Raw genomic sequence first — 25,236 nt, 5'->3', positions numbered from 1 at the left:
TGCTCAAGAGAGCTGGGGCGCGGCCGGGGGAGACACACGGGGGTGGTCCCAGTGACGGAATCGGAGAGACGGTACGCGCACAGCGAGGCGACACGGCTGTTGTGTGCCGGAGTGCATCTGGACACCGTGTTCCGGGCGCGGGTCATCGACGAACTCATAGGGCACGAGGAGCGACCCGCGGCACCGTCCCTTGGTGTCGACGTGGTGGCCGTGCTCGCGCACGCGCTGCGGGCGCGCCGCAGGGAGGCCCTGACCGGGCTCGGGCTGCTGGCCATCTGGATCGTGTTCTTCCTGGTGGAGATGGTCCGGGCGGCCACCAGCGTCTCGGCCACCAGCGTCACGGACTCCGGGGTTCAGGGCTTCGCGGGCCTGTTCGGCGCCGTAGCGGTGTTCTTCTACGCCGCCGTCTGCTTTCTGCTGTGGTCCGCGCGGGCCGCGTCCGGGTGGGGCACGAGCATGTACGCCGCGAGCCGGGACGAGTCCGCCCGGCTGCGTCTGCCGCGCAGGGCGACCGCCTGGGGGCTCACCTTCATGGCGCGGGCCGCGGAGATCGGCTACTGGGTGTACGCCTTCACCCAGTTGCTGCACGACCCCTTTCTGGTGATCTTCCCGCTTCTGCTCACCTTCGTGATCGGCGCCCACCGCTCCCAGGTGGCCGCGGTCATGAGCGTCGAACTCTCCCGGGACGCCTTCGCCCGTACGGCCGTGGCACTGCCCATGGGCAGTGAGCGTCAGCTCCGGGTCGCGCGGGCCGTCACCTGGGAGCAGCACGCGTCCGTGGCGCTCTACGACGCCCACCGGCCGTTCGTCGGCGCGGGAAAGCCGTACGAGCCCTGGTCGTTCGCGATGGAGATCACCCCCGCCAAGAAGCCGTTCGACGGCCTGAACGGCAAGCTGCCCGAGCAGACCGGCGACGGTTCGGCGAACGGGCACCGCGCTCCGGTGCAGTTGACGAACCGGCAGATCCTCGACCTGGTCGTACCGAAGCTGGAGGCGCTGCGGGAGTCCGCCGCGCGCACCAGCCGGGACCGGCTCAAGGACCTGGAGGTGGAGGAGTTCGTCTACCTGCCGTACGGCGTGGGGCGGCACCAGGGTGTGTACGAGCCGGCGTCGGCCCGGCTGCACCTGGACGGGGCGGTCGACGAGGGCGGCGAGGCGCGCCGTCACTTCCTGCGCATCAGGGTCGGCGCCTGGGACGAGCAGGTGGTGGTCTCGGTACTGGTCCGCGTCCACACGCAGGGCGGGATGCTGGTCCTGGAGGTCGTACCGCACGTGCTGGGGCCGATCTTCGAGGAGTACCGGCGCGTGGACTTCATCGCGGCCTCCGAGGAGGGCGCGACGGCGCGCGAGGTGCTGCGCACGGTGCTGTCCGCCCCGGCGACGGGCGTGCTGGCGGGGTTCTCCATGGTGCGCACCCTCGTCCAGTGCCTGCGCACCTGGCTGGCCAGGCCCGAACAGGCCCCGCCGGACGCCCCGTTGGTGTCCGTGCGGGAGATGGGCAGCACCGACCGGCTGTCGCTGTTCCAGGAGATGGACGTCAGCCGTTACATCAAGACGGTCGAGGACCGCATCGCGAGCGGGGTGCGCGAGGCGCTGCGGCGCAGCGGCTGCGAGACGGGCAGCTTCGAGCAGAACATCTTCAACGTGGCCGCGGGCGGCCAGTTCATCGGTCAGATGAGCGGCGGCACCGCGGTGGGCCGGATCAGCAAGAGCGCCGTGTCCATGGGCAGCGGGGGCGCGTCGTACAACGAGGGGAGCAGAGATGACTGAGGGCTCGGGCGGGCGGGTCGACCGGATCACGCGCAGTGCGGTGAACTTCGGCGACCACGGCACCGCGAACTATCACGAGGCGCCGCCCGCGGCCGCCGCCGACGAGACGACCGAGGCGCTCCTGGAGGCCGTCCGCACGTTGCGCGATCATCTGCGGCTGCTCACGGAGACCGACGACACGACCGGCCTCGACGGCGAACTGGCCGTGGTGCAGGGAGAGATCGAGAGAACGGGCCAGGCGGACCCGGCGCGGCTCGGCCGGCTGCGGATGCGCCTGGAGACCGCCGCCGCGGCCGTGGCGGGGCTGGCGTCGACGGCGGCCGTGGTGCAGGTGATCGCGCAGCTGGCCGGATAGCGGCGGCGCGGGATCGGTCGAGTGGGAACGGGGTGACGAGGTGGCGCAACGGTGGGACGCGGACCGCCAGCGGTGGGTCGACGACGACGGTGCCGGCGGACAGGGCGGAAGCGGGGCCGGCGGTGGCGGGGCGCCGCCGGACGCGGAGCAGCAGTGGTGGGCGTCGGCGACGACCCAGGCGGGGCCGCCGCGCCCGCCCGAGACGCCGCTGCCGCCACCGTCGTGGTCCGGGCCCGGCGGGACTCCCGGCGGCGGCCGGACCCCGGGCCCCACGGACTCGCGTCGGCTGCTGCTGGTGATCGTGGCCGTCGCCGTCCTCGCGGGCGGTGTCGGAGGCGCGGTGTGGGCGCTGACCAGGGACGACTCGTCCGGGCACGCCGGCGCTGACCCGACGGGCCCGGCGGTGACGGTCACGGCCACCCAGAGCGTTCCTTCCTCTGACACTGGGTACACCTCCGGGAGCCCGGACACCTACGCCGGGCCGGGCGAGTCCAGCGACCCGGCGACGGGGCCCACCACCCCGGACCCGTCGCCCGGCTACAGCAGGTCGGTGGATCCGGTCGGCTACACGGTGGACGTGCCGGACGGCTGGGTGCGCGAGGAGGTCCAGGGCAAGCTGGCGCCGGTCGTCACGTACACGGCCCCCGGCGGCAGCAGCCGGCTCATGCTGTTCGAGGTCAAGGAGAGCTCCCTGGCCGAGTCGTCGTCCCAGGCCGAGGAGATCTCGCAGAAGCTCCCGGGGTACCGGCTCATCGAGCGGCAGAGCGGCTTCGACTGGACGCAGGTCACCTACCGCTACGACAGCCCGCAGAAGGGCGCCACGCACGTGGTCGACCACCGTTTCCGGGCCGCCGACGGCACGCTCTACGCGATCAACGCGAGCGGCCCCGAGGGCGTGGACATGACCGGCCCGCTCGCCACGGCCCTGAACTCCTTCTGCCCCACCGACACGAACTGCGCGAGCGGCACCTAGGTGTGTTGAGCTGCAGGGCCTTCCGCGTTGTGCTCCGCGAGGAGCCGACGAGTTCCGTCACCTCCGGGGTGCCGATCACTCTCGGCGTACGCTTTGCCGTTTTCACCGTTTTCGGTGCATTTCTTCCGTTTTTTCAGTGACGCCGCGCACTTTGGGTCACTGGTCGTGCATGCATTCCGGGGTGAGGGGCAGGCGCTCCCGGTCCCCGAGAGTGACACGCGTGTGACGCGCGGGCACTCAGGGGCACGGAACAGGAACGGAAGGCAACACCGACCATGGCCGGACACCAGGCGCACCAGGCTCAGCAGCAGGAACAACAGACCATTCACGCGGGCGGAGAGTGGCGGGAGGCCGTCTCCCGTGCCACCCGCGAGATTCTCGATCCCGCGGATGCCAAGCCGTTCGCCGTGGTCGCGGAGGGTGACGGGCGCGACGCGGACGCGGCCGTCGCCGCCGCCCGCCTTGCCTTCGACACGGGGGAGTGGCCCCGCACCCCCGTCGCCGAGCGCGCCGCGCTGCTGCGCCGCGTCGCCGACCTCCTCGTCCGCGACCGCGAGGAGCTGGGACTCCTGGAGAGCCGCGACGCGGGCAAGACCCTCGAAGAGGGACGGGTCGACATCGACTGTGTCGCGGACGCCTTCCGGTACTTCGCCGACCTCGTCGTCGGGGAGGGTGGCGGGAGGGTCGTCGACGCCGGGTCCGACGACATCCACAGCGTCGTCGTGCACGAGCCCGTCGGTGTCTGCGCGCTGATCACCCCCTGGAACTATCCACTTCTGCAGGCCAGTTGGAAGATCGCGCCCGCCCTCGCCGCCGGGAACACCTTCGTGGTCAAGCCGAGCGAGATCACCCCGCTGACGACGATCGCGCTGATACGGCTGCTCGCCGAGGCCGGACTTCCCGCCGGGGCGGCCAACCTGGTGACCGGCCCGGGGCACACGGTGGGCGCCCGCCTCGCCGAGCACCCCGACGTCGACCTCGTCTCCTTCACCGGCGGCCTGGTCAGCGGTACGAAGGTGGCGCGGGCCGCCGCGGAGAGCGTCAAGAAGGTCGCCCTGGAACTCGGCGGCAAGAACCCCAACGTCGTCTTCGCCGACGCCTGCGCCACGGACGATGACTTCGACACCGCCGTCGACCAGGCCCTCAACGCCGCCTTCATCCACAGCGGCCAGGTCTGCTCGGCCGGATCGCGGCTCATCGTCGAGGAGTCCGTGCGCGAGCGCTTCGTCGCCGAACTCGCCCGCAGGGCGAGCGGGATCAGGCTCGGCCGCGGCACCGAGGACGGCGTCGAGTGCGGCCCCCTCGTGTCGGCGGGGCAGCGCGAGAAGACCGAGGCGTACGTCGCCTCCGCGCTCGCGGAGGGCGCGGTGCTGCGCGCGGGCGGCCGACGCCCCGAGCCGTCCGCCGAACGGCCCGCCACCGGGTACTTCTACGAGCCGACCGTGCTCGACCAGTGCCACCGGGAGATGAAGGTGGTCCGCGAGGAGGTCTTCGGGCCCGTACTGACCGTGGAGACCTTCCGCACGGAGGACGAGGCCGTCGCGCTCGCCAACGACACCGAGTACGGGCTCGCGGGCGCCGTCTGGACCACCGACGCGGGCCGCGCCCGCCGCGTCGCCGGCCGGCTGCGGCACGGCACCGTCTGGATCAACGACTTCCATCCCTATCTCCCGCAGGCGGAGTGGGGCGGCTTCGGGAAGAGCGGCGTGGGGCGCGAACTGGGCCCGGCGGGCCTCGCCGAGTACCGCGAGAGCAAGCACGTCTACCAGAACCTGGCGCCGAAGCCGGTCCGCTGGTTCGCGGGCTGACCCACCTGGTTGGCGGGCTGACCCACCCTCCTTCGACACCCTGGAGTAGCACCCCCATGTCCCAGACCCCCCATGAGTACGACTACGTCGTCATCGGCGGCGGCACCGCAGGATCCGTCATCGCCTCCCGTCTCACCGAGAACGCCGACGTCACGGTCGCCGTCATCGAGGGCGGCCCCAGTGACGTCGGCCGCGAGGACGTCCTCACCCTGCGCCGCTGGATGGGCCTGCTCGGCGGCGAGCTGGACTACGACTACCCGACCACCGTGCAGCCGCGCGGCAACTCGCACATCCGGCACAGCCGGGCCCGCGTCCTCGGTGGCTGTTCGTCGCACAACACGCTGATCGCGTTCAAGCCGCTGCCGTCCGACTGGGACGAGTGGGAGGCGGCGGGCGCCAAGGGCTGGGGCGCGGTGCCGATGGAGGCGTACTTCGCGCGGCTCCTCAACAACATCGTCCCGGTGGACGAGAAGGACCGCAACGCCATCGCCCGCGACTTCGTCGCCGCCGCGCAGGCCGCGCTGGGGGTGCCCCGCGTCGAGGGCTTCAACAAGAAGCCCTTCGACGAGGGCACCGGCTTCTTCGACCTCGCCTACCACCCCGAGAACAACAAACGCTCCAGCGCGTCGGTCGCGTATCTGCACCCGGTGATGGACGAACGGCCCAACCTCACGCTGCTGCTGGAGACCTGGGCGTACCGGCTGGAGCTGGAGGGGGCGCGCGCCACGGGCGTGCACGTCCGCGCCAAGGACGGCACGGAGAGCCTCGTACGGGCCCGGCGCGAGGTCCTGCTGTGCGCGGGCGCGGTCGACTCGCCGCGGCTGCTGCTGCACTCCGGGATCGGGCCCGCCCGTGACCTGGAGGAGCTCGGCATACCCGTCGCCCTCGACCTGCCCGGCGTCGGCGAGAACCTGCTCGACCACCCCGAGTCGGTGATCGTCTGGGAGACCGACGGGCCGATCCCGGAGAACTCGGCGATGGACTCCGACGCGGGCCTGTTCGTGCGCCGGGACCCCGAACACGCGGGCCCCGACCTGATGTTCCACTTCTACCAGATCCCGTTCACGGACAACCCGGAGCGGCTGGGCTACGAGCGTCCGGCGCACGGCGTCTCCATGACCCCCAACATCCCCAAGCCGCGCAGCCGCGGCCGCCTCTACCTGACCAGCTCCGATCCCTCGGTCAAGCCCGCCCTCGACTTCCGCTACTTCACGGACGAGGACGACTACGACGGCCGCACCCTCGTCGACGGCATCCGCATCGCGCGCCGCATCGCCCGCACCGAACCGCTCGCCGGCTGGCTCAAGCGCGAGGTGTGCCCCGGCCCCGAGGTCACCGACGACGAGGAGCTGAGCGCGTACGCCCGTCAGGTCGCGCACACCGTGTACCACCCGGCGGGCACCTGCCGTATGGGCGCCACGGACGATCAACTGGCCGTGGTCGACCCCGAGCTGAGGGTGCGCGGCCTCGACGGTCTGCGGATCGCCGACGCGTCCGTCTTCCCGACGATGCCCGCCGTGAACCCGATGATCGGGGTCCTCATGGTCGGGGAGAAATGCGCCGAGCTGATCGGGGGCGGTGCGTGATGGGTACTGATTCCGTCTTCTCCGTCGACGGCCTGTGGAAGGTGTTCGGACCGAAGGCCGAGCGCGTTCCCGCCGATCCCGAACTCGCCGCCCTCACCCCCGCCGAACTCCGCTCCCGCACCGGCTGTACGGCCGCCGTCCGGGACGTGAGCTTCGACGTCCGCAAGGGCGAGGTCTTCGTCGTCATGGGGCTGTCCGGCTCCGGCAAGTCCACGCTGGTCCGCTGCCTCACCCGGCTGATCGAGCCGACCGCGGGCGCGATCGTCATCGACGGCGAGGACGTACGCGCCATGGACCGCAACCGGCTGCGGGAACTGCGCCGCCACCGCGCCGCGATGGTCTTCCAGCACTTCGGCCTGCTCCCGCACCGCTCGGTGCTCGACAACGTGGCGTACGGCCTGGAGATCCAGGGCGTCGGCAAGGCGGAACGCCGCGAGAAGGCCTCCGAGGTCGTCGCCAAGGTCGGCCTGGAGGGCATGGAACAGCGCAGGCCCGGCCAGCTGTCCGGTGGCCAGCAGCAGCGCGTCGGGCTCGCCCGCGCGCTCGCCGTCGACCCCGAAGTCCTGCTCTTCGACGAGCCGTTCAGCGCGCTCGACCCGCTGATCCGGCGCGACATGCAGGAAGAGGTCATCCGGCTGCACCGCGACGAGGGCCGCACGATGGTCTTCATCACGCACGACCTCACCGAGGCGCTGCGTCTTGGCGACCGCATCGCGCTCATGCGCGACGGCGGCGTCGTCCAACTGGGCACCCCTGAGGAGATCGTCGGCTCGCCCGCCGACGACTACGTCCGCGAGTTCGTCCGGGACGTACCGCGTGAACAGGTCATGACCGTCCGTACGGCCATGCGGGCCGCGTCCGCCGGGGAGGCCGGCCGGGGCCCGGCGCTCGCACCCGACGCGACCGTCTCCGAGGCCATCGAGGCGGTGGCCCGCTCGGGCGACCCCGCCCGCGTGATGGACCAGGGACGCTGCGTCGGCGTCGTGGACTCCGCGGTGCTGCTCGGCGTGGTGGCCGGCGCGGACACACCCGCCGGAGCGCACACACCCGCCGGAGCGGACACGACAGCCGTCGGGGCGCCGGACGGCCCCCGTGGGGAGGCCGCCTGATGGCCACCGTCACCGCGACCGTCGGTCACTCCGGCGTCGCCGCGCTGCTCAAGAACCTCGGCAGACACCGGGCCGTCGGCAAGCTGCTGCTGCTCGCCGTCGCGGCAGCCGTGATCGTCCCGGTCCTCGACTCCCACTGGGCGAGCGGCACCTGGCCGGGCGCCCTGACCGTCGACCTCTCCGCACCCCTCGGCCGAGCCAGCGAGTGGATCATCGACAACCGGGACAGCCACCCTCTGTTCCTGTACTTCTTCGGGTACGTCAGCAACGCCGTCGTCCTCTCCGTGCGCGCCGTATACGTGGTGCTGCTCGCGGCGGGCTGGGCCGGGGTGACGGCCCTCGCGGCACTCGTCGCCTGGCGCACGGCGGGCGTACGGCTCGCGCTCGGCACGGCCGCCGCGTTCCTCGCCTGCGGACTGCTCGGCATGTGGGTGCCGACCATGCAGACCCTCGCGCTCATGGTGGTCGCCGTCCTCGCGTCCGTCCTGCTGGGCACGCTGCTCGGCCTCGCGGCCGGGCTGTCCGACCGTACCTATCGCGCGCTGCGTCCCGTCCTCGACACCATGCAGGTGCTGCCGGCGTTCGCGTACCTCCTGCCCGTCGTCCTCGTCTTCGGCATCGGCGTGCCCGCCGCCGTCCTCGCCACCGTCGTGTACGCCGCCCCGCCCATGGCCCGTCTCACCGCGCTCGGCCTGCGCGACGCCGACGCCGGGGTGATGGAGGCCGTCACCTCGCTCGGCGCCACCGCCCGCCAGCGCCTGCTGACCGCCCGCCTCCCGCTGGCCCGCAAGGAACTCCTCCTCGGCCTCAACCAGACGATCATGATGGCCCTGTCCATGGCGGTCATCGCCTCCGTGATCGGCGCGGGCGGCCTCGGCGACCGCGTCTACCAGGCCCTGGCCTCCGTCGACGTGGGCGCCGCACTTGCCGCGGGTATCCCGATCGTGCTGCTCGCGGTCGTCCTGGACCGGGTCACGGGCGCGGCAGGGGAGCGCCTGGGCTCGGACTCCGGGGCGACGGCACCGCGCCGCTGGGTGTACGCCGCCGCCGCGGCCCTCGTCGTGGCGCTGGCCGGACGCCTCACCGGCCGGCTCGACTGGCCCGTCTCCTGGACCCTCCACATCGCCGAGCCCGTGAACCGCGTCGTCGACTGGATGACCAACCACCTCTACTCCGGCGTCCCCTACATCGGCGGCACCGCCGACTGGGCGGGCCACTTCACCACCTGGGTCCTGGACCCCCTCCGGGACGGCCTCCAGTGGCTGCCCTGGTGGTCGGTCCTGCTGATCGTCGCCGCCCTCGCCTGGCTGATCGGCACCTGGCGCACCGCCCTCACCGCGGTCCTCGCGATGGCCGCGATCGGGGTGCTCGGTGTGTGGAAGCCGTCCCTGGACACGCTGTCACAGGTCCTCGCGGCGGTCGCCGTCACCCTCGTGCTCGGCTTCGCGACCGGCATCGCGGCGGCGCGCAGCGAGCGCGTCGAGCGGCTGCTGCGGCCGGTGCTTGACGTCTTCCAGACCATGCCGCAGTTCGTCTACCTGATCCCGGTGGTGGCGCTGTTCGGCGTAGGCCGCGCGCCCGCCGTGGCCGCCGCGGTCGTCTACGCGCTCCCCGCCGTCGTCCGCATCACCACCCAGGGCCTGCGCGCCGTCGACCCGGCCGCGCTGGAGGCGGCCCGCTCGCTCGGCGCCACCGGCGCCCAGCAACTGCGTCAGGTCCAGCTGCCGCTGGCCCGCCGGTCGCTGCTCCTCGCCGTGAACCAGGGCGTCGTGCTCGTCCTCGCCGTCGTCATCATCGGCGGACTGGTCGGCGGTGGCGCGCTCGGATACGACGTCGTGTTCGGCCTCGCGCAGGGCGACCTGGCGACCGGTCTTGTGGCCGGCGCGGCGATCGTCTGTCTCGGCCTGATGCTCGACCGGGTGACCCAGCCGACCGCACGGACCACGAAGAAGGGAGCGTGACATGCGCCTTCGCACGACTTCGGTGATGGCCGGTGCGGCCGCGCTGCTGACGCTGACCGGTTGCGGCGCCGTCGACATGACCAAGCAGGCCTCGCCCTTCGCGAACGCGCGGGGCTCCAAGAGCATGACCCTCTCCGTCCAGTCCTGGGTGGGCGCGCAGGCCAACGTGGCCGTCGCGCAGTACCTGCTGGAGCACGAGCTCGGCTATCGCGTGGACACCGTCCAGGTCGACGAGGTCCCCGCGTGGGACGCGCTCAGCCAGGGTCGGGTCGACGCCATCCTGGAGGACTGGGGCCACCCCGACCAGGAGAAGCGGTACGTCGAGGACAAGAAGACGATCGCGCCCGGCGGGGACCTGGGCGTCACCGGGCACATCGGCTGGTACGTCCCGACGTACTTCGCCAAGCAGCACCCCGACGTGACCGACTGGAAGAACCTCGACAAGTACGCCGGCCTCATGCGCACCGCGGAGAGCGGCGGCAAGGGCCAGCTCATGGACGGCTCGCCCTCCTACGTCACCAACGACAAGGCCCTGGTGACCAACCTGAAGCTGAACTACCAGGTGGTGTTCGCCGGTTCGGAGGCCGCGCAGATCACCCAGATGAAGCAGTTCGCCAAGGAGAAGAAGCCCTTCCTCACCTACTGGTACTCACCCCAGTGGCTCTTCAAGAAGGTCCCCATGACGGAGGTGAAGCTGCCCGCGTACAAGGAGGGCTGCGACGCCGACGCGGCCAAGGTGGCCTGCGCCTACCCGCACACACCGCTCCAGAAGTACCTGAACGCCGACTTCGCGAAGAGCGGCGGCAAGGCGGCCGCCTTCCTGAAGAAGTTCCAGTGGACCACCGAGGACCAGAACGAGGTCTCCCTGATGATCGCGAACGACAAGCTGTCGGCGCAGGAGGCGGCGAAGAAGTGGGTCGACAGCCACGCGTCGACATGGCACGCGTGGCTGCCGTGACCCCGGCTGTCTTGGGTGCGCGGCGATCTCCCGCGGCGCCTCGGCCGCGCGGCGCTGGAGGCCTGACCCGAAGGTGATCCGGGTGGTTCCTCGTTCACCGAGCTCGGTCATCCGCTCGGTGAACGAGGAGCCGTCGGGCCGGGAGAACACATTGATCGACCTCCGGATCCCCGTCCGCAGCAGCGGGAGTACGTTGATGCGGTTCGGGCGGCAGGCATCGCGGCGGGCCTGCATGTGGTGCTGCGACTCCCACCCGGAACCGAGCAGCCGACGTGGTGGGCGGCCGCCTGGCAGGCCCTCGCCGCACATGGGCTGGACCACTACTGGGATTCATCCGCAGTGCACCGGCCTTCAGGACTCTGCTGAGGAATGCGTGATTCGAGCGGGGCTGGGTCGTTGGTCGTCCATGCAGAGTCCTTCAGACCGGTGGTGAAGCGGATCACGTGATGACGGTGCGGAACGCCGCAGAAACGTCCTCCCACGGAGCCGGGAACGCTCCACCCAAGCTGGCGAATCGTTGCGGCAGATCCGGATTCGACCGATCGGGCACAGGGGGTCGGCGGTGGGTGTTAGCGTCCGGATCATGCAGCTTCGGTATGCTTTCCGTCTCGACCCGGGTCCGGGCCAGCGTGCCGCGCTGGCGCGGGCATTCGGGTGTGCGCGGGTGGTGTACAACGACGCTGTCGCCGCCCGCGAACAGGCCAGGCGGGAGGGCACCCCGTACCCGGGAGCGGCCGTACTGTCGAAGACGCTGATCACTCAGGCGAAGACCAGGCCGGAGCGGGCTTGGCTGGGTGAGGTTTCGGCGGTGGTGTTACAGCAATCGCTGCGGGACGTGGAGAGCGCGTACACCAACTTCTTCGCCTCCCTGAAGGGTGGCGGGAAGGGAGCGCGGGTGGGGGCACCGCGCTTCAAGTCCAAGCGGGATGCCCGGCAGGCGATCCGGTTCACCGCCAACGCCCGCTGGAAGATCAGCGAGGCGGGGCGGTTGCTTCTGCCGAAGATCGGTGAGGTGAAGGTGCGCTGGTCACGCAACCTTCCTTCGATCCCGTCGAGTGTGACGGTGATCCGGGACGCAGCGGGGCGATTCTTCGCCTCCTTCGTGATCGAGACCGACCCGGACGCTGACCTGGCGCGGATGCCCGACGCCGACGGCCTGCCGAGCGTGGGGATCGACCTGGGCCTGACTCATTTCGCTGTCCTTTCGGACGGGACGAAGATCGACAGTCCTCGGTTTCTGCGCCGGGCGGAGAAGAAACTGAAGAAAGCCCAGCGGGAGCTGTCCCGCAAGCAGGAGGGATCGAAGAACCGGGAGAAGGCCCGCCGGAAGGTCGCCCGCGCGCATGCGCAGGTGGCCGATGCCCGCCATGAGTTCCACCATCAGCTCTCCACCCGCGTGATCCGCGAAAACCAAGCGGTCGCGGTGGAGGACCTGGCGGTGAACGGCCTCGCGCGCACCCGGCTCGGCAAGTCCGTCCACGACGCAGGATGGGCGGCATTCGTGGCCATGCTGGAGTACAAGGCCGCCCGGTACGGGCGCGTCTTCGTCAAGGTCGGGCGCTTCGAACCGACCAGCCAGACATGCTCAAACTGCGGCATCAAGAACGGGCCCAAGCCCCTGCACGTACGGGAATGGACGTGTAGCGCATGCGGCACTGCTCACGACCGGGACCACAACGCCGCGAAGAACGTCAAACAGGCCGCCGGACTGGCGGTGACAGCCTGTCAAGCGCAGGTAAGACCGGGACCCGTTCCGGCGCAGCGCGATGAAGCAGGAAGCCACGGAATCCGCACCGGAGCCCGTGCCGCATAGCGGCACAGCACCCCGGACCGGAAGGCCAGAATCTCCCTGCTTCAGCAAGGAGAGCAAGTCAACGCCACCCGGAGTCGACCGACCGCCGAGCGGTCCGACGTGATCGTGGTGGGGTGCGGGATACCGCTGGACCACGGGTTGTCGGGGCACTGGACGCACTGTGCGGGGCACTGCCTTTCGATGGAACTTCCCGCAGTATTTTCCACAACGAGAGAGTCGACGGCCCTTTTCATGGAATAGAGTCGCCTCATGAGTAATAGTGAAGCCCTGTCCCGTGTGGCCCTGAAGAAGATTACCCCCGAGGTGTCCGGCGCCATGGGCGCCCTGCACGGAGCCGCCGTTTCCGCGGCCCAGGACGCCAAGGTCGAACCGGAACTCCTGGAGCTGATCAGGATTCGCGCCTCGCAGCTCAACGGTTGCGCGTTCTGCCTCGACATGCACACCAAGGACGCCCGCGCCGGGGGCGAGACCGAGCAGCGGGTCTACGCGCTGAGCGCCTGGCGGGAGACCCCGTTCTTCACCGAACGGGAGCGTGCCGCACTGGCGTTGACCGAGGCCGTGACGCTGGTCCACGACGGACGCGTGCCGGACGAGGTCTATGCCGCGGCGACGGAGGTCTTCGACGAGGCGCAGCTCGCGGCGCTGATCTGGGCGGCCACCGTCATCAACGCGTACAACCGGATCGCGATCGCGACCCGTATGGTTCCGGGCGCCTATCAGCCCGTCCAGAAGAAAAGCTGAATTCGGGTACGAGAAGCAGCGCCGGGTCGAATTCAATTCGGCCCGGCGCTTTTTGTTCCGGTGCTCCCGTCCGGAATCCGGTCGACTCCGGAATTCAGTCGACCGGCAGCGGCTCCATGATGTCGTCCAGCCAATTCCGCCATTCCGGGGCGCGCACCGCCGGCGCCGGACTCATCGGCCGCGCCGTCCAGGCCGTCACCGGCCGGATCCCGTGCAGCGCGTTGACCAGCCACACCTCACGGCCGTCGAGCTCGGCCACGGTCCGCTCGCGGTGGGCGACACGGATCCCGGACCGGTGGGCCCGCTCCTGGATGAGGCCGGCCGTCACCCCGGCGAGGACGGGCAGCTGCGGCGAGGGCAGGCACAGGGTGTCGTCCTCCCACCACAGCAGGCTGGCCGTGGCCGCCTCCAGCACCACACCGGAGGACGCGATCAGCACCGCCTCCTCCGCGCCCTCCCCGGCCGCCCGCCGCCTCACCCGGGCGAGGGTGTCCAGGTCGGGTCCCTTGCGGCGGGGGACGCTCCGTGGATCGCTCTGCCCCGCCGCCCAGACCCGGACGCCCGTGCCGAGCGGCGGCGCCTTCCGTAGCAGCAGTCGCAACTCCATGGAGCCGGAGGCGAGTTCGACCCGGGGGAACCACTCGCCGGTGCGCGGCAGCGCGGCGGTCATGTCCCGCCAGAACGCGACGAGCCGCTCCAGCGGTGGCCCGCCGCAGTCGCCGCAGGCCCGCAGGAAGCGCTCCCGGTGCCGGTCGAGGCCGCGCATCCGGCCCTCGCGCAGCAACCACGAGTCCGCGACGAGCAGCCGCCCGCCCGGCCACGCGCCCGGGGCCGGACCGGAGGCCAGCCCACGGCCGGGCGCCCACGCCAACAGCTCCTCCACGACAGCCGGTTGTGTCACTGCCTTCCCCTCTCGCTCTCAGTACTTGCGGCCCGCGACAGCGGGCGAACCGTTGCGCGGCCCGTACGGCGCGTGCTCCAGCCAGGAACCGCACCACGGCAGCACGGGCGCGAGCGCCGCGGCCGCCCGCTGCTTGACCCGGACGATCCGGCGGTGCGGCCGCAGATGGTCCAGCGCGTTGCCGGCGGCCGCGCTGTTGAACAGGGCCGCCGCCCGCCGGACCTCGGCGAAATCGGCGACCGCGTCCACCGTCCCGTCGGCGATCGCCCGAGCGGCCGCCGCCGCGTCCGCGATCCCGCTGTTCATCCCGCGCGCGCCGAACGGCGGGAACAGGTGGGCGGCCTCGCCGACGAGCAGCACCCGCCGGTGCGGGTCGCTGAACGAGGCGGCGACCTTGCGCAGGAAGCGGTACGTCGACACCCACAGGATCCGCTCGGCGTACCCGTCGCCCACCACCGCGGGCAGCCATTCCCGTACGGCCTCCTCGGTCCCGTACGCGTCCTGCGCGTCGTCGTCCCGGCACTGCAGGTCGACCTGGAAGCCGCCGGTGAACGGCACCCGCATCACACTGCGGCCGCCCACCCCCGGATGCTCGTAGTGGAAGACCCGCTCCAACGGCAGCTCGGCGCCCGGCACATCGGCGACGTCCACGACGACGTGGAAGCCGTCCGCGCGCGTCCCCTCCATCGGGATGCCCAGCTCGCCCCGGACCGCCGAGCGCGCCCCGTCGGCGGCGACGGCGTGGGTACCGGTCCAGACCCGGCCGTCCGCACCGGTGAGCACGACCTCTGACGACGAGACGCGCACCCCCGCCACCCGCGCCCCCCACACGAAGTCCACCCCGGCTTCCTCGCACGCGGCGCGCAGGAAGCGCTCGGTGTCCACCTGGCGCAGGCTGGTGAAGGGCGGAAGGCCGGGCGTGGACGGCGGCGGGAAGGTGCGGGCGTACACCTCGCGGCCCCGGTACAGGGTCCGTCTGGTGTGCCAGGTGCGCCCGTACGCCGTGATCTCGGCGGCCAGCCCCGGGCGCATCCCGTCGAGCAGCCGCAGGGTCTCCCGTTGCACGAACAGGGCGCGGCTGCCCGGGCGTTCACGCTCCTCGGGGTCCGCCTCCAGGAGCACGACCGGCAGCCCGTGCGCCCGCAGCCCGAGCGCCGCCGACAGACCCACGGGCCCGGCACCCACCACGAGGACCGGACGGCCGGGGGCGCCGCTCACGTACGCGCGCCCTGGGCCAGCATGCGGGTGATCTCCACCCGCTTCACCTTCCAGGTCGCGGTCATCGGCAGCTCCTCGAAGCGCCACTGCCGGGGCTCGGCCAGGGGCGGCAGATCGGCCGTGGCCTCCCGCCAGCGCGCCGGGTCCAGCGGCCGTTCGCCCCGCACGCACACCACCGGCACCGGTTCGCGGTCCGCGCCGGGCACGATGACCACCTCGCGCAGCTCCTCCAGCCGTTCCATCAGCGCGTCCTCGACCTCCAGATTGCTGTGCACCGAGTCGATCCGATCTATCTCACGGTCGATCAGATACAGCCCGCCCAGCCGACTCTGGTACCCCATGTCGCCCATCTGCCACCAGCCGTCGCCGGCGAGCTGGCGCTGGTACTGCTCCCGGGCGCCGAGGTAGGTGAGGATCCGCCCCCGGGTGCGGGCCTCGATACGGCCGGGCGTGCCGGGCCTGGCCCGCCCGCCGGAGTCGTCCGTGACCCGGACCCGGGTGAAGCCGGGGATCCCGGTCCCGACCCGGCGCCCGTCCGCGCGGGCGGCACTGCGCCGGGTGAACCACTGGAACGCCACCGGGCCCGTCTCGCTCTGCCCGTACAGCTGGATCAGCCAGGGCGCGCGCCGCTTCGAGGCGCCCAGCAGCCGCCGTACGGTGCGCGGATGGATCGCGTCGAACGTGGAGCCGTACGAGCGGACCCGCGACAGCGGCGCTCCGGGCGCGTCGGCCAGCTCCTCCCACAGCACGAAGGTGTTGGGGTGGGTCTCGACGATGCCGGGGCGGTGCCGGGTCAGCAGCGGTCCCACCGTGGCCGGGTCCGGGTCGGTGATGAGCACGAGCGGGCTGCCGAAGTGCAGCAGGACGCCGAGCAGATGGTAGAAGCGCGAGTGCACGAACGACATGTGCAGCGCGGCGGTCTCGCCGCGGGTGGGCCAACCCATCGCCTTCTGCGGGACGAGCCGGTTCCACATGGTGTTCGCGCAGTGCACGGCGAGCTTGGGGAGACCGGTGGTGCCCGAACTGTGGGTGATCAGGGCGGGCTCGCGCGGATGCAGCCGGACGGGAGAGGGGGTGTCCGCCCCGGCGTACTTCTCCAGGGGCTCGGCCCCCGGCGCGTCGTCCACGGTGAGCGTGCGGCGTACGAGAGCGGAGACGTCGACGTCCTCCAGCGGGCCTTCCAGCTTGGCTCTGTCGGTGATCAGCCAGGGTTGGTGGAGCCGTTCGAGAAGCCGGCCCACCACCGGACCGGCGAGCGCGGGGGACAGGAGGACGGGAACGGCCCCGATACGGGAGACGGCGCAGGTCAGCAGGACGATGTCGACGTTGTCCGTCTTGTGGACGACCACCTCCTCCGAGGGCCGGACCCCGGCCTCCCACAGCCGTCCGGAGAGCTCCTCGACCACCTCGGCCAGTACCGAGTAGCTGAGGTCGACCCCAAGACCCGGGTTCACGTCCAGCGGCCGGTCCAGGGTCACGAAGACGGCTCCGTGGCGGTCCGCCGCGTGCCGGAACATCGGGCCCAGGTAGAAACCGCGGTCGGCGAGCAGGGGCTGCTGCTGTCGCATGTGCCCGTTCCCTTCTGTGGCTGTGGCTGTGGCTGTGGCTGTGGCTGTGGCTGTGGACATGGCCGTAGCTGCGGTTGTGGCCGTGGTCACCAGGCGCCCTGGCGGACGAGGTGGCGGCGGAGTTTTCCGGTCGCGGTGCGGGGCAGTGACGGGACGAAGCTGATGACTCTGGGGACCTTGAACGCGGCGAGGTGCTCGCGCGCCAGGCCCACGAGTTCGGGCTCCAGACCGGACGGACCGGACAGCCCCGAGAGGCCGGGCGGCAGGGGCGAGACGGGGACGACGAAGGCCCGCAGCCGGCTGAAGCCGCGCCAGTCGGTCATGGCCGCGACCGCGACCTCCTTCACCGCCGGATGGGCCCGCAGTACGGCCTCCACCTCCAGCGGGGAGATGGTGATCCCGCCGACCGTCTCCAGGTCGTCGGTGCGTCCCAGGTGCCGGTAGCTGCCGTCCTCCTCGCGGCGCGCCCGGTCGTGGGTGGCCAGCCAGCCGCCGACCAGGGTGCGTTCCGTCTCCTCGGGCCGGTTCAGATAGCCGGGCGTCAGCGTCGGCCCGCGCACCCAGAGTTCGCCCTCCGCCCCGTCCTCCACCGGCACGCCGGCGCCGTCGCGCAGTTCCACCTCGAAGCCGGGGACCGGACGGCCCACCGTGCCCGGGTGGTTGTGCTCGAGGCTGTTGGCGCAGAACGCGTGACCGGCCTCGGTGGAGCCGATCTGCTCCAGGACCGGCGCGCCCAGCAGATCGGTGACCTGCTTCCCCAGCCCCTCGGGCAGACCCTCCCCGGCCGACACCGCGGCACGTACGGAGGCGAAGCAGGCCACGTGGCCGCTGCCCCGGTCGGCGACGAGGGCGGCGTACGCGGAGGGCACGGAGTAGAGCAGGGTGACCCGGTGCCGGGCGACGAGCTCGTCCACGGCGGCCGGGCCCGGGCGCCGGTCCACCAGGACGGCGGACGAGCCGGAGAAGAGCGGGAAGACGAAGGAGTTGCCGAAGCCGTACGCGAAGTACAGCTTCGACACCGACAGGGTGACGTCGTCGGGGGTGATCCGCAGCAGCCGACGGCCGATGAGGTCGTGGTACGTCTTCGGGTCGCCGTGACAGTGCACGACGCCCTTGGGCCGGCCCGTGGTGCCGGAGGTGTACTGGACGTAGAGCGAGGTGTGCGCGTCGACCGGGTGGGCGGCGACCGGCTCGGCTTCGGCGGTGAGCGCCATCAGCTGATCGGCGCCGAGGCGTACGCGGTCGGTGAAGCGGTCCTCCAGGCCCGGCCCGGTCACGCAGAGCACGGCCCGGGCGTCCTCGGCCATGAACGCGTGATCGGCCGGGGGCAGTTCGGGATTGACCAGGACCGCGACGGCTCCCAGCCGGGCGGTGGCGAGGAAGGCCGCCACCCAGGCGATCCCGTCGGGCAGCGCGAGCAGCACCCGGTCGCCCGCACCCACGCCGTGCGCGGCGAGCACACCGGCCGCACGGCCCGCGAGCTCGTGCACCTCGCCGTGCGTCCAGGCCCGGTGGCCCTGGTGGAAGGCGACCCGCTCACCCCAGCCGCGCCGCTCGGCGAGCGCGGCGAGATGGGTGGCGAGGTTGCCGGGGGCTTCGGCGTCCGCGTGGGTGCCGGTCGGCGACTGCGGAGACGGCGTGGACGTGGGGATCGTCACCGGGCGGGCTCCTCTACGGCGGCGCGGCGGGGGGTGTCCGCCCGACGGGCGCTCACCCCTGTCGGGGTGGCTTCCTGGTGCTCCCGCAGGGCTCGCATCTGCGCCGCCGTCTTCAGCAGCATCTCGTCGTACTCCGCGGCCGGATCGGAGTCGAGGACGATCGCGCCGCCCGCGCCCAGGTGCATCAGCCCGTCCGCGAGTACGGCGGTACGGATGACGATGTTGAGGTCGGCGCCGCCGCTGCACCCCAGGTAGCCGAGGGCCCCGGAGTACACCCCGCGCGCCTCGGTCTCCAGCGTCTCGATGATCTCCATGGTGCGCAGCTTGGGCGCGCCGGTCATCGAGCCGCCGGGGAAACAGGCGCGGACGCAGTCCACCGCTTCCGTGTCCGGGCGCAGCCGGCCCTCGACGGTGGAGACGAGCTGGTGCACGGTGGCGTAGGTCTCGGTGGCCATGAGCCGGGAGACGCGTACCGTCCCGGTCCGGCAGACCCGGCCCAGTTCGTTGCGGAGCAGATCGACGATCATCAGGTTCTCGGCGCGGGTCTTGGCGTCGGCGGCGAGCGCGTCCCTGAGGGCCGCGTCATCCTGAGGGGTGGAGCCCCGGGGAGCGGTGCCCTTGATGGGCCGGGCCTCGGCGACGCCGCCCCGGGTGATCCGCAGGAAGCGTTCGGGGGAGGCGCTCGCCACGTCGAGGTCGCCGAACCGCAGGAAGGCCGCGTACGGCGCCGGGTTGACGCGGCGCAGCACCCGGTAGAAGTCGTACGCGTCGGGCGGCGCGGGCAGCCGGGCGGCGTTGGTCAGACAGATCTCGTAGCTGGTGCCCGCATGGAGTTCCCGCGCGCAGGCCTCGATGTCCGCGAGGTAGGTGTCCCGGTCGCGGACGAGCCATGGCTCGGCGGCGCCGAGGTCCGGCTCGGCCGACACGGGCGCGGGCGGTAAGGGCTGCGGGTCGGCGCCGACGAAGGTGAGCTGGGCGAGCGCGCCGTCGAGCCAGTCGGTGGCCTCCCGGGTGGCCTGGGGGGTGTCCTCGGCCACACAGACGGCGTAGGTGAAGCCCTCCTGGTGGTCCACCGCTATCAGCCGGTCGGCGAACAGCCAGCAGGCGTCCGGGGTTTCGGCCCGGTGGCGGTTGGGGGAGCCGCAGTCGGCCTTGGTCTCGTACCCGAAGTAGCCGACGTATCCGCCGGTGAAGTCGAAGGGCAGTCCGGTGGCGTCCACGTGGCGGTTCGCCAACTGCCGCTTGAGGTAGTCGAAGACGCTCGCCCGGACCTTGCGCGGCGGCCGCCCGGCCCGCTCGATCTCGCAGCGGCCGCTCGTGACGTCGTACCGGACGAACTCCGACAGCGGCCCGGAGCCGTCACCGAAGAACGAGAACCGTGACTGCCCCTCCTCGACCCGCGCGCTGTCCAGCCAGAACGCCCGCGGGGAGGCGGCGTACATCCGGGTGAAGGCGGCCTCCGCGTCGACGGCGGTGGCGATGCGGCGCGTGTGCAGCCGGTGGGCGGGGCGGACGGTCCGCGTGGGGCGGGAGGGCGCGGCCGGGGCGGGGAAGGCCGCCGCGGACGGGGTGACCGCGGTGTTCTTCGTACGGGTCTTGCGGGCGCGGCGCGCCGTGAGGTTGCGGAAGTTCACGAGTATCCGGTGGCCGTACTCGGTGAGGACGGACTCCGGGTGGAACTGCACGCCCCACAGCGGCCGGGTGCGGTGCCGCAGCCCCATCAGGACGCCGTCCTCCGACCAGGCCGTGGCTTCCAGCGTCCCGGGCAGCGGCTCGTGCACGGACAGTGAGTGGTAGCGGACCGCGGTGAAGTGCTGCGACAGCCCCTGGAACAGGTCCCGCTCGTCGTGCCGGATCCTCGACAGATGCCCGTGCCGGGGCTCCGGGGCGGGCAGCACCCGGCCCCGCTCCCCGAGCGCGATGCCCTGGTGGCCCAGGCAGACGCCGAGCACCGGGATCGTGGACTCCGCGAGCACTCTGGCGCTGATCCCGAAGTCACGGGATTCGGCCGGGTGCCCCGGTCCGGGCGACACCACCACATTGTCGAATTCCGAGAGATCCGGAATTTTTCCGCCTGTTCCGTCGGGGGCGGCGTCGTTGAGGATCACCACAGGCTCCTCGCCGTTGACCTCGGCTATCAGCTGGAACAGGTTGTACGTGTACGAGTCGTAATTGTCGATGAGCAGGGTCTTCACCCGCCCACCTCCCTTTGATCGTTCTCGGGCCTACGCGGTCCGTCTTTTGTGACGTCCGCGGAGCGCCTGGAGCGGCGGGTACAGCCATTTCTTGAAGAATCGCTGAAGTCGCGGCATGAGAATCCACGTGACGAGGGCCGTCACGCAGAGACACAGCAGCAGCGTACGGATCAGCGGATTGAGACCTCCGAGATACGGAATCACGAGCAGATTGAATAAGAGAACCGGCGGGAAGACCGCGCTCATATTCACGAACCAAAGCTTCCATTTCGCGGGCGGGAGCGGCGCGGCCGGCGGTTTCGGTGCGCCGGTCTGGGCGTCGAACCAGCTCTTGGAGCCCCGCACGCTGCGGCGCCCCGTCTCCCGGGCGAACGGGTTCGCGCGGGTGGCCCACTGTGCCCGGATGATCGAGTCTTCCCAGGCCAGGGCCGACCCCTCGCTGTCGAAGCGGTAGACCACATGCCACTCCGCCTCTCCGTCGGCAAGCACACCACCCCCTAGGAAGCCAGGTTCGCGCGAGCTCGCCCGCAGTACGGCCCACCCCCAGGAGTGGAAGTCGGTCTCGCGGCCCGGGATCACGTGATACGCCACGGTGACGGTTACGGGATTCCTGGTCACGCTACCGAGTACGGAAAGCGCATGCAGCGCGTTCAAATCTTCAACGAAGTTTTTCTAGTGTCCGGATCGTGACCGTTTGTTTACCTTTCGGTTATCTTGATATCTTCTGTCGATCGATACTCCTGGTAACTCTCCCGTAATTCTAGAAAGTGCTTGCGAGGTCCCTCGGTAAAGCTGCACGATCGCCATCCACCGCCGAGGTTTCCCCTCATCCGTCCCCAAGAAGGAGATCCCATGTCCAGGTACGACTGGAATATGAACCACGAGGGAATCGAGCGGGCGCGTTCCGTGATCGAACCCGCCCGTAAAGAGGTCACCACGCACCCGATTTACCAGCGGATAAACAGCCGGGAGGACATGGCGACGTTCATGGCGCACCATGTGTTCGCGGTATGGGACTTCATGTCACTCCTGAAATCCCTCCAACGGGAACTGACCTGCGTCGACGTCCCCTGGGTGCCGCGCGGCACGGAGGTCAGCCGGCGCCTGATCAACGACATCGTCCTGGTCGAGGAGAGCGACGAGCTGAACGGCGGCTTCACCAGCCACTTCGAGCTGTACCGCGCGGGCATGGCCGAGGCGGACGCCGACGTGACCAGGATCGACACCTTCCTCGCCCTGGTCACCGAGGGTCACGACGTGCCCTCGGCACTCCGCGTCACCCAAGTCCCCGCCCCCGCCGCCGAGTTCGTCCGCACGACCTTCGAGATCATCGCGGACCGGCCGCTGCACTGCCGGGCCGCCGCGTTCGCCTTCTCCCGCGAGGACCTCATCCCCGACATGTTCGACCAGGTCATCAACAAGGAGGGCACCGACCGCTTCCCGCTCTTCTGCGACTACCTGGCCCGACATATCGAGGTCGACGGCGAGGAGCACACCCCCATGGCCATGCAGATGGTCGCCGACCTCTGCGGCACGGACGACACACGCTGGCAGGAGGCGGTCGAAACAGCGACGCTGGCCCTCGAGGCGAGGGTCCGGCTGTGGGACGGGATCGTGGCGACGATGGCCTGAGGACTGGCGGGGTGCGCTGCCGGGACGGTCCCCTGGGACGGGGCTGCGCGCCGCTTCTCCCGCCCGGGATGCGGCAGAATCCTGCGTCGTGAAGATCACCGCGCGCGAGCTCAACCGAGCCACCCTCAGTCGCCAACTGCTTCTGGAGCGGGAGCCGTTGTCCGTCCCCGACGGAGTGCGGCGCATAGTCGCGCTTCAGGCGCAGCACCCGGCCTCGCCGTATCTCGCACTCTGGAATCGTCTCTCCGGCTTTGACCCGGCCGAGCTGGATGCCGCCTTCACCCGGCGCTCGGTGGTCAAGGCGACGTTGATGCGGATCACCCTGCACGCTGTGCACGCCGAGGACTACCAGGTGTTCCGTGCGGCGATGCAGCCGGTCCTGTATGGCTCTCGCCTCGGGTCTCGCTTCGCCGCAGGGAGGCGCACACCGGCGGACGCGGAGGCGGTGATGGCGGAGCTGCTGGCCTTCGCCGCACGCCCGCGGACCGCGGCCGAAATGAGGGCATGGGTCGAGGAACGACTCGGCTCCGAGGAGAAGGACGGGGCGTGGTGGGGGCTGAAGGCGTACGCGCCGCTGCACCATGCCCCGACGGGCGCGCCGTGGTCGTTCGGTGTCAAAGCGTCCTTCGTCGCGGCCGGGACCGGGCCCGTGCCCACGGGGCGGCAGGTGGACCCGGAGGCGCTGCGGACCCTGATCCTGCGCTATCTCGCGGGGTTCGGGCCCGCGTCGGTAGCGGACGTCGCACAGTTCGCCATGGTGCAGCGGGCACCTGTCCGCGCGGCCCTCCGAGCCTTGGACGGCGCTGTCGAGCAGCTCCAAGGGCCGGACGGCGTCACGCTGTACGACCTGCCAGGTGCTCTTCGGCCGCCCGCGGACACCCCCACCCCGCCCCGGCTCATGGCGATGTGGGACAGCATTCTGCTGGCCTACGCCGACCGCAGCCGGGTGATACCCCCCGCCTACCGCTCCGTGGTGATCCGGAACAACGGCGACGTACTGCCCACCTTGCTGGTGGACGGCTATGTCGCCGGTGTGTGGCGGCCGGTGGACGGCGGCATCGAGGCCACCGCGTTTCATCCCCTCCCGCCCGCTGTCTGGGACGGACTCGCCACCGAGGCTCAGTCCCTGACGACGCTGCTCGCAGACCGCGAAGCGGCGGTCTACAGCCGCTATCACCACTGGTGGGCCAAGCTCCCCGATGCCGAGGTGCGGCTGCTGCCAACGCTGCCGTGATCAGCGGTTTCGCCGCTCCAACTTCCCTGGGTTGTTCTGCGGGACGTGGTGAGCCCTTCGTATGGTTCATCCACCCAGGGGCGTTGTCTTCGGTCACGCCCGGCCGGGGACGGCGTGGGTGCGTATGCCTGCCAGGAGGTGGGTGAGGGCGGTCGGGGTGGTGGTGAGGACCGTGGCCGGGGTGTCGCTCTCGCGGAGGTGGAGGGTGGTGGGGGTGGAGGCGAGTTCGAGGCAGGCGTTGCCATCTCCACTGCCGGAGAAGGAGGACTTCTGCCAGTTGCCGGGAACGCTCATGGGGTGCCTCACACTTCCTTCGCCAGCGTGTGGATGAAGTCACGCGAACGCTCCGGGGTGAGCGACGCGGCTTCCATCCTATGGAAGAGCGTTCGAAAGCGACCGAGTTGGGCTTCGGAGTCGATGAAGGCCGTTCCGTGTGGTCCGTCGCGTACGACGGTGTCCAGTTGGGGGACCGCCCCGCCCACGTACACCATGGTGCTGTCGGCACCGGCGAATCCCTCCAGGTCGAAGGGGATGACGCGCACGGTGATGTGAACCCTCTCCGAGAGTTCCAGGATGCCGGCGAGCTGAACGCGTGCCGCTGTTCGATCGCCAACCTTGATGCGCAGGGCAGCCTCGTGAATCACGGCCTTGTACGGAGTCGGCTGCTCCAGGATGACGCGCCGCGCCAACCGATGTCGAACGCGCAAGTCCAGCTCTGTCGAAGGCAGTTCAGGCACTCGGTGGCCGAGGATCCGACGGGCGTAATCCTCGGTCTGGAGAACCCCGGGGATGTGCAGGAAGCTCACCTCCCAGCAGTGGGTCGCGTGATGCTCCAGTTCGGACAGATCCAGGAACGCGGTGGGCAGCGAGCCCCGGTACTCCTCCCACCAGCCGTGTGTCCGCTCGGTCGCCATGGCCGCCAGGGCCCTGGTCAACTCCACGTCCGTACAGGCGTAGTGGGCGACGAGGCGTCGTACGGTCTCCTCGCTCACGCCTGCGACGCCGGACTCGATCTGGCTCAGCCGCCCCGCGTCGGTTCCCAATAGGGAGGCTGCCTCACGCCCCTTGAGCCCTGCCGCCTCGCGGAGTTTCCGCAGTTCGGTGCCCAGCCGCTCCTGACGAGCAGTTACCTGTGTTCTGCGGGCCACGACTTCCTCCTTGACTCGTTCGGGGTCAGATTAGGGCAGGGAGTTGCGGCGGACCAAGATTGGACCCTACCGTCAGTGATGTGACGTTCACGCTGCGGAAGCGCACCGCTCCGTCCTGCCGCGACGGCTACGGCACTGCCACCGCCCGAAACCCCACGCCCCCACTTGGAGCTGACGCATGCCCGAAACCGACTCCACCCCCGACTCCTGGGAGTACTCCCTCTACATCCCCCAGGACCCCCGTGCCGTCACGGTCTGCCGCCGCACCCTCCGTCTGATCCTCGCCCTTCACGGCCTGATCCGCCTTGTCGACACCGCCGAGCTCCTCGCCTCGGAGCTGGTCTCCAACGCCGTGCTGCACACCAAGGGTCCGGCCTGTCTCCGCGTCTGCTACCGGGATGGCATCCTCCGGATCGGTGCCTGGGACGCCGACCCCGAACCGCCGGAGCCGCCCGGCCGGTTGGAGGAGCTGACCGATGCCGAAAGCGGACGCGGGTTCGCCCTCGTACGGGCGTGCTCAGACATGTGGGGCTGGCAGCCGCTTTCCCGGCTCGGGCATCGGGGCAAGCTGGTGTGGTGCGGACTGGGGGCCGCGTAGATCCCCGCGC

21 protein-coding genes and 1 pseudogene are annotated in these 25,236 nt (G+C 70.9%); 14 read left to right on the top strand and 8 right to left on the bottom strand.

Annotated elements, in window-relative coordinates:
• Positions 1 to 51 precede the first annotated feature (51 nt).
• The 11 genes and pseudogenes from OG819_RS08480 to OG819_RS08430 all read left to right on the top strand — a co-directional run bounded on the left by OG819_RS08480 (position 52) and on the right by OG819_RS08430 (position 13,074).
• On the top strand, positions 52 to 1,770 hold the full coding sequence (locus tag OG819_RS08480) for a hypothetical protein (RefSeq protein ID WP_266648757.1): 1,719 nt from the start codon (positions 52 to 54) through the stop codon (positions 1,768 to 1,770).
• A complete protein-coding gene (locus OG819_RS08475) occupies positions 1,763 to 2,125 on the top strand; it encodes a hypothetical protein (protein ID WP_266436914.1) in 363 nt (120 codons plus the stop codon). The genes OG819_RS08480 and OG819_RS08475 overlap by 8 nt, the downstream gene beginning before the upstream one ends.
• 40 nt (positions 2,126 to 2,165) lie before the next feature.
• Positions 2,166 to 3,098, top strand: a complete 933-nt coding sequence (locus tag OG819_RS08470; RefSeq protein WP_266648755.1) for a hypothetical protein — start codon at positions 2,166 to 2,168, stop codon at positions 3,096 to 3,098.
• Positions 3,099 to 3,373: 275 nt separating this feature from the next.
• Positions 3,374 to 4,906, top strand: coding sequence for an aldehyde dehydrogenase family protein (locus OG819_RS08465; protein ID WP_266648753.1), 1,533 nt, complete (start codon positions 3,374 to 3,376; stop codon positions 4,904 to 4,906).
• A gap of 56 nt (positions 4,907 to 4,962) precedes the next feature.
• A complete protein-coding gene (locus tag OG819_RS08460) occupies positions 4,963 to 6,492 on the top strand; it encodes a GMC family oxidoreductase (RefSeq protein ID WP_266627777.1) in 1,530 nt (509 codons plus the stop codon).
• The gene (locus OG819_RS08455) at positions 6,492 to 7,601 is read left to right on the top strand and encodes a glycine betaine/L-proline ABC transporter ATP-binding protein (protein ID WP_266627778.1); all 1,110 of its coding nucleotides are present in this window, start codon (positions 6,492 to 6,494) and stop codon (positions 7,599 to 7,601) included. The genes OG819_RS08460 and OG819_RS08455 overlap by 1 nt, the downstream gene beginning before the upstream one ends.
• Entirely contained in the window at positions 7,601 to 9,562 is a 1,962-nt protein-coding gene (locus OG819_RS08450) for a proline/glycine betaine ABC transporter permease (RefSeq protein WP_266627779.1), read from the top strand. The genes OG819_RS08455 and OG819_RS08450 overlap by 1 nt, the downstream gene beginning before the upstream one ends.
• A gap of 1 nt (position 9,563) precedes the next feature.
• Positions 9,564 to 10,520: an ABC transporter substrate-binding protein gene (locus OG819_RS08445; RefSeq protein WP_266648747.1), complete on the top strand. Its 957-nt coding sequence runs from the start codon at positions 9,564 to 9,566 to the stop codon at positions 10,518 to 10,520.
• A gap of 201 nt (positions 10,521 to 10,721) precedes the next feature.
• Positions 10,722 to 10,844: pseudogene (locus tag OG819_RS08440) on the top strand (PLP-dependent aminotransferase family protein); the annotation flags it as partial.
• Positions 10,845 to 11,103: 259 nt separating this feature from the next.
• Positions 11,104 to 12,333, top strand: coding sequence for an RNA-guided endonuclease TnpB family protein (locus OG819_RS08435; RefSeq protein WP_266627782.1), 1,230 nt, complete (start codon positions 11,104 to 11,106; stop codon positions 12,331 to 12,333).
• Between the two features lie 249 nt (positions 12,334 to 12,582).
• A complete protein-coding gene (locus tag OG819_RS08430) occupies positions 12,583 to 13,074 on the top strand; it encodes a carboxymuconolactone decarboxylase family protein (protein ID WP_266648745.1) in 492 nt (163 codons plus the stop codon).
• A 94-nt stretch (positions 13,075 to 13,168) separates the two neighbouring features.
• On the opposite strand, the gene OG819_RS08425 is transcribed toward OG819_RS08430, so the two are convergent.
• The 6 genes from OG819_RS08425 to OG819_RS08400 all read right to left on the bottom strand — a co-directional run bounded on the left by OG819_RS08425 (position 13,169) and on the right by OG819_RS08400 (position 21,232).
• Positions 13,169 to 13,975, bottom strand: coding sequence for an aminotransferase class IV (locus tag OG819_RS08425; RefSeq protein ID WP_266648744.1), 807 nt, complete (start codon positions 13,973 to 13,975; stop codon positions 13,169 to 13,171).
• A gap of 18 nt (positions 13,976 to 13,993) precedes the next feature.
• A complete protein-coding gene (locus tag OG819_RS08420; RefSeq protein ID WP_266648742.1) occupies positions 13,994 to 15,193 on the bottom strand; it encodes an FAD-dependent monooxygenase in 1,200 nt (399 codons plus the stop codon).
• Positions 15,190 to 16,761: a class I adenylate-forming enzyme family protein gene (locus OG819_RS08415; protein WP_266627793.1), complete on the bottom strand. Its 1,572-nt coding sequence runs from the start codon at positions 16,759 to 16,761 to the stop codon at positions 15,190 to 15,192. The genes OG819_RS08420 and OG819_RS08415 overlap by 4 nt, the downstream gene beginning before the upstream one ends.
• Positions 16,762 to 16,847: 86 nt before the next feature.
• Entirely contained in the window at positions 16,848 to 18,419 is a 1,572-nt protein-coding gene (locus OG819_RS08410; RefSeq protein ID WP_266648740.1) for an AMP-binding protein, read from the bottom strand.
• On the bottom strand, positions 18,416 to 20,614 hold the full coding sequence (gene pabB, locus OG819_RS08405; RefSeq protein WP_266648738.1) for an aminodeoxychorismate synthase component I: 2,199 nt from the start codon (positions 20,612 to 20,614) through the stop codon (positions 18,416 to 18,418). Before pabB ends, OG819_RS08410 begins: the two co-directional genes overlap by 4 nt.
• 30 nt (positions 20,615 to 20,644) lie before the next feature.
• Positions 20,645 to 21,232, bottom strand: coding sequence for a hypothetical protein (locus OG819_RS08400; RefSeq protein ID WP_266652628.1), 588 nt, complete (start codon positions 21,230 to 21,232; stop codon positions 20,645 to 20,647).
• A gap of 234 nt (positions 21,233 to 21,466) precedes the next feature.
• Between OG819_RS08400 and OG819_RS08395 the strand changes: the two genes are divergently transcribed.
• Both OG819_RS08395 and OG819_RS08390 read left to right on the top strand, forming a co-directional pair.
• Complete coding sequence (locus OG819_RS08395) at positions 21,467 to 22,246, top strand: DUF3050 domain-containing protein (protein ID WP_266648735.1); 780 nt, start codon at positions 21,467 to 21,469, stop codon at positions 22,244 to 22,246.
• Between the two features lie 88 nt (positions 22,247 to 22,334).
• Complete coding sequence (locus tag OG819_RS08390; protein WP_266648733.1) at positions 22,335 to 23,480, top strand: winged helix DNA-binding domain-containing protein; 1,146 nt, start codon at positions 22,335 to 22,337, stop codon at positions 23,478 to 23,480.
• Between the two features lie 93 nt (positions 23,481 to 23,573).
• On the opposite strand, the gene OG819_RS08385 is transcribed toward OG819_RS08390, so the two are convergent.
• Together OG819_RS08385 and OG819_RS08380 are read right to left on the bottom strand one after the other, a co-directional pair.
• Complete coding sequence (locus tag OG819_RS08385; protein ID WP_266627803.1) at positions 23,574 to 23,774, bottom strand: DUF397 domain-containing protein; 201 nt, start codon at positions 23,772 to 23,774, stop codon at positions 23,574 to 23,576.
• Between the two features lie 8 nt (positions 23,775 to 23,782).
• Positions 23,783 to 24,628: a helix-turn-helix transcriptional regulator gene (locus OG819_RS08380; protein ID WP_266648727.1), complete on the bottom strand. Its 846-nt coding sequence runs from the start codon at positions 24,626 to 24,628 to the stop codon at positions 23,783 to 23,785.
• 178 nt (positions 24,629 to 24,806) lie between these two features.
• On the opposite strand from OG819_RS08380, the gene OG819_RS08375 reads away from it, so the two are divergent.
• Complete coding sequence (locus tag OG819_RS08375) at positions 24,807 to 25,226, top strand: ATP-binding protein (RefSeq protein ID WP_266648725.1); 420 nt, start codon at positions 24,807 to 24,809, stop codon at positions 25,224 to 25,226.
• The last annotated feature ends 10 nt before the right edge of the window (positions 25,227 to 25,236 follow it).

It is taken from the genome of Streptomyces sp. NBC_01549 (genome assembly GCF_026339955.1).
Lineage (GTDB): Bacteria > Actinomycetota > Actinomycetes > Streptomycetales > Streptomycetaceae > Streptomyces.
The sequence above is the reverse complement of the archived record's forward strand: the minus strand, read 5'-3'. Positions and strand labels throughout refer to the sequence as shown.

Excerpts from the sequence above, each read along its gene's own strand:
- OG819_RS08475 (WP_266436914.1), top strand. The coding sequence starts at position 1,763 with ATGACTGAGGGCTCGGGCGGGCGGGTCGACCGGATCACGCGCAGTGCG.
- OG819_RS08460 (WP_266627777.1), top strand. The coding sequence starts at position 4,963 with ATGTCCCAGACCCCCCATGAGTACGACTACGTCGTCATCGGCGGCGGC.
- OG819_RS08455 (WP_266627778.1), top strand. The coding sequence starts at position 6,492 with ATGGGTACTGATTCCGTCTTCTCCGTCGACGGCCTGTGGAAGGTGTTC.
- OG819_RS08375 (WP_266648725.1), top strand. The coding sequence starts at position 24,807 with ATGCCCGAAACCGACTCCACCCCCGACTCCTGGGAGTACTCCCTCTAC.
- OG819_RS08445 (WP_266648747.1), top strand. The coding sequence starts at position 9,564 with ATGCGCCTTCGCACGACTTCGGTGATGGCCGGTGCGGCCGCGCTGCTG.
- OG819_RS08435 (WP_266627782.1), top strand. The coding sequence starts at position 11,104 with ATGCAGCTTCGGTATGCTTTCCGTCTCGACCCGGGTCCGGGCCAGCGT.
- OG819_RS08385 (WP_266627803.1), bottom strand. The coding sequence starts at position 23,774 with ATGAGCGTTCCCGGCAACTGGCAGAAGTCCTCCTTCTCCGGCAGTGGA.
- OG819_RS08415 (WP_266627793.1), bottom strand. The coding sequence starts at position 16,761 with ATGCGACAGCAGCAGCCCCTGCTCGCCGACCGCGGTTTCTACCTGGGC.
- OG819_RS08430 (WP_266648745.1), top strand. The coding sequence starts at position 12,583 with ATGAGTAATAGTGAAGCCCTGTCCCGTGTGGCCCTGAAGAAGATTACC.
- OG819_RS08450 (WP_266627779.1), top strand. The coding sequence starts at position 7,601 with ATGGCCACCGTCACCGCGACCGTCGGTCACTCCGGCGTCGCCGCGCTG.
- OG819_RS08395 (WP_266648735.1), top strand. The coding sequence starts at position 21,467 with ATGTCCAGGTACGACTGGAATATGAACCACGAGGGAATCGAGCGGGCG.
- OG819_RS08465 (WP_266648753.1), top strand. The coding sequence starts at position 3,374 with ATGGCCGGACACCAGGCGCACCAGGCTCAGCAGCAGGAACAACAGACC.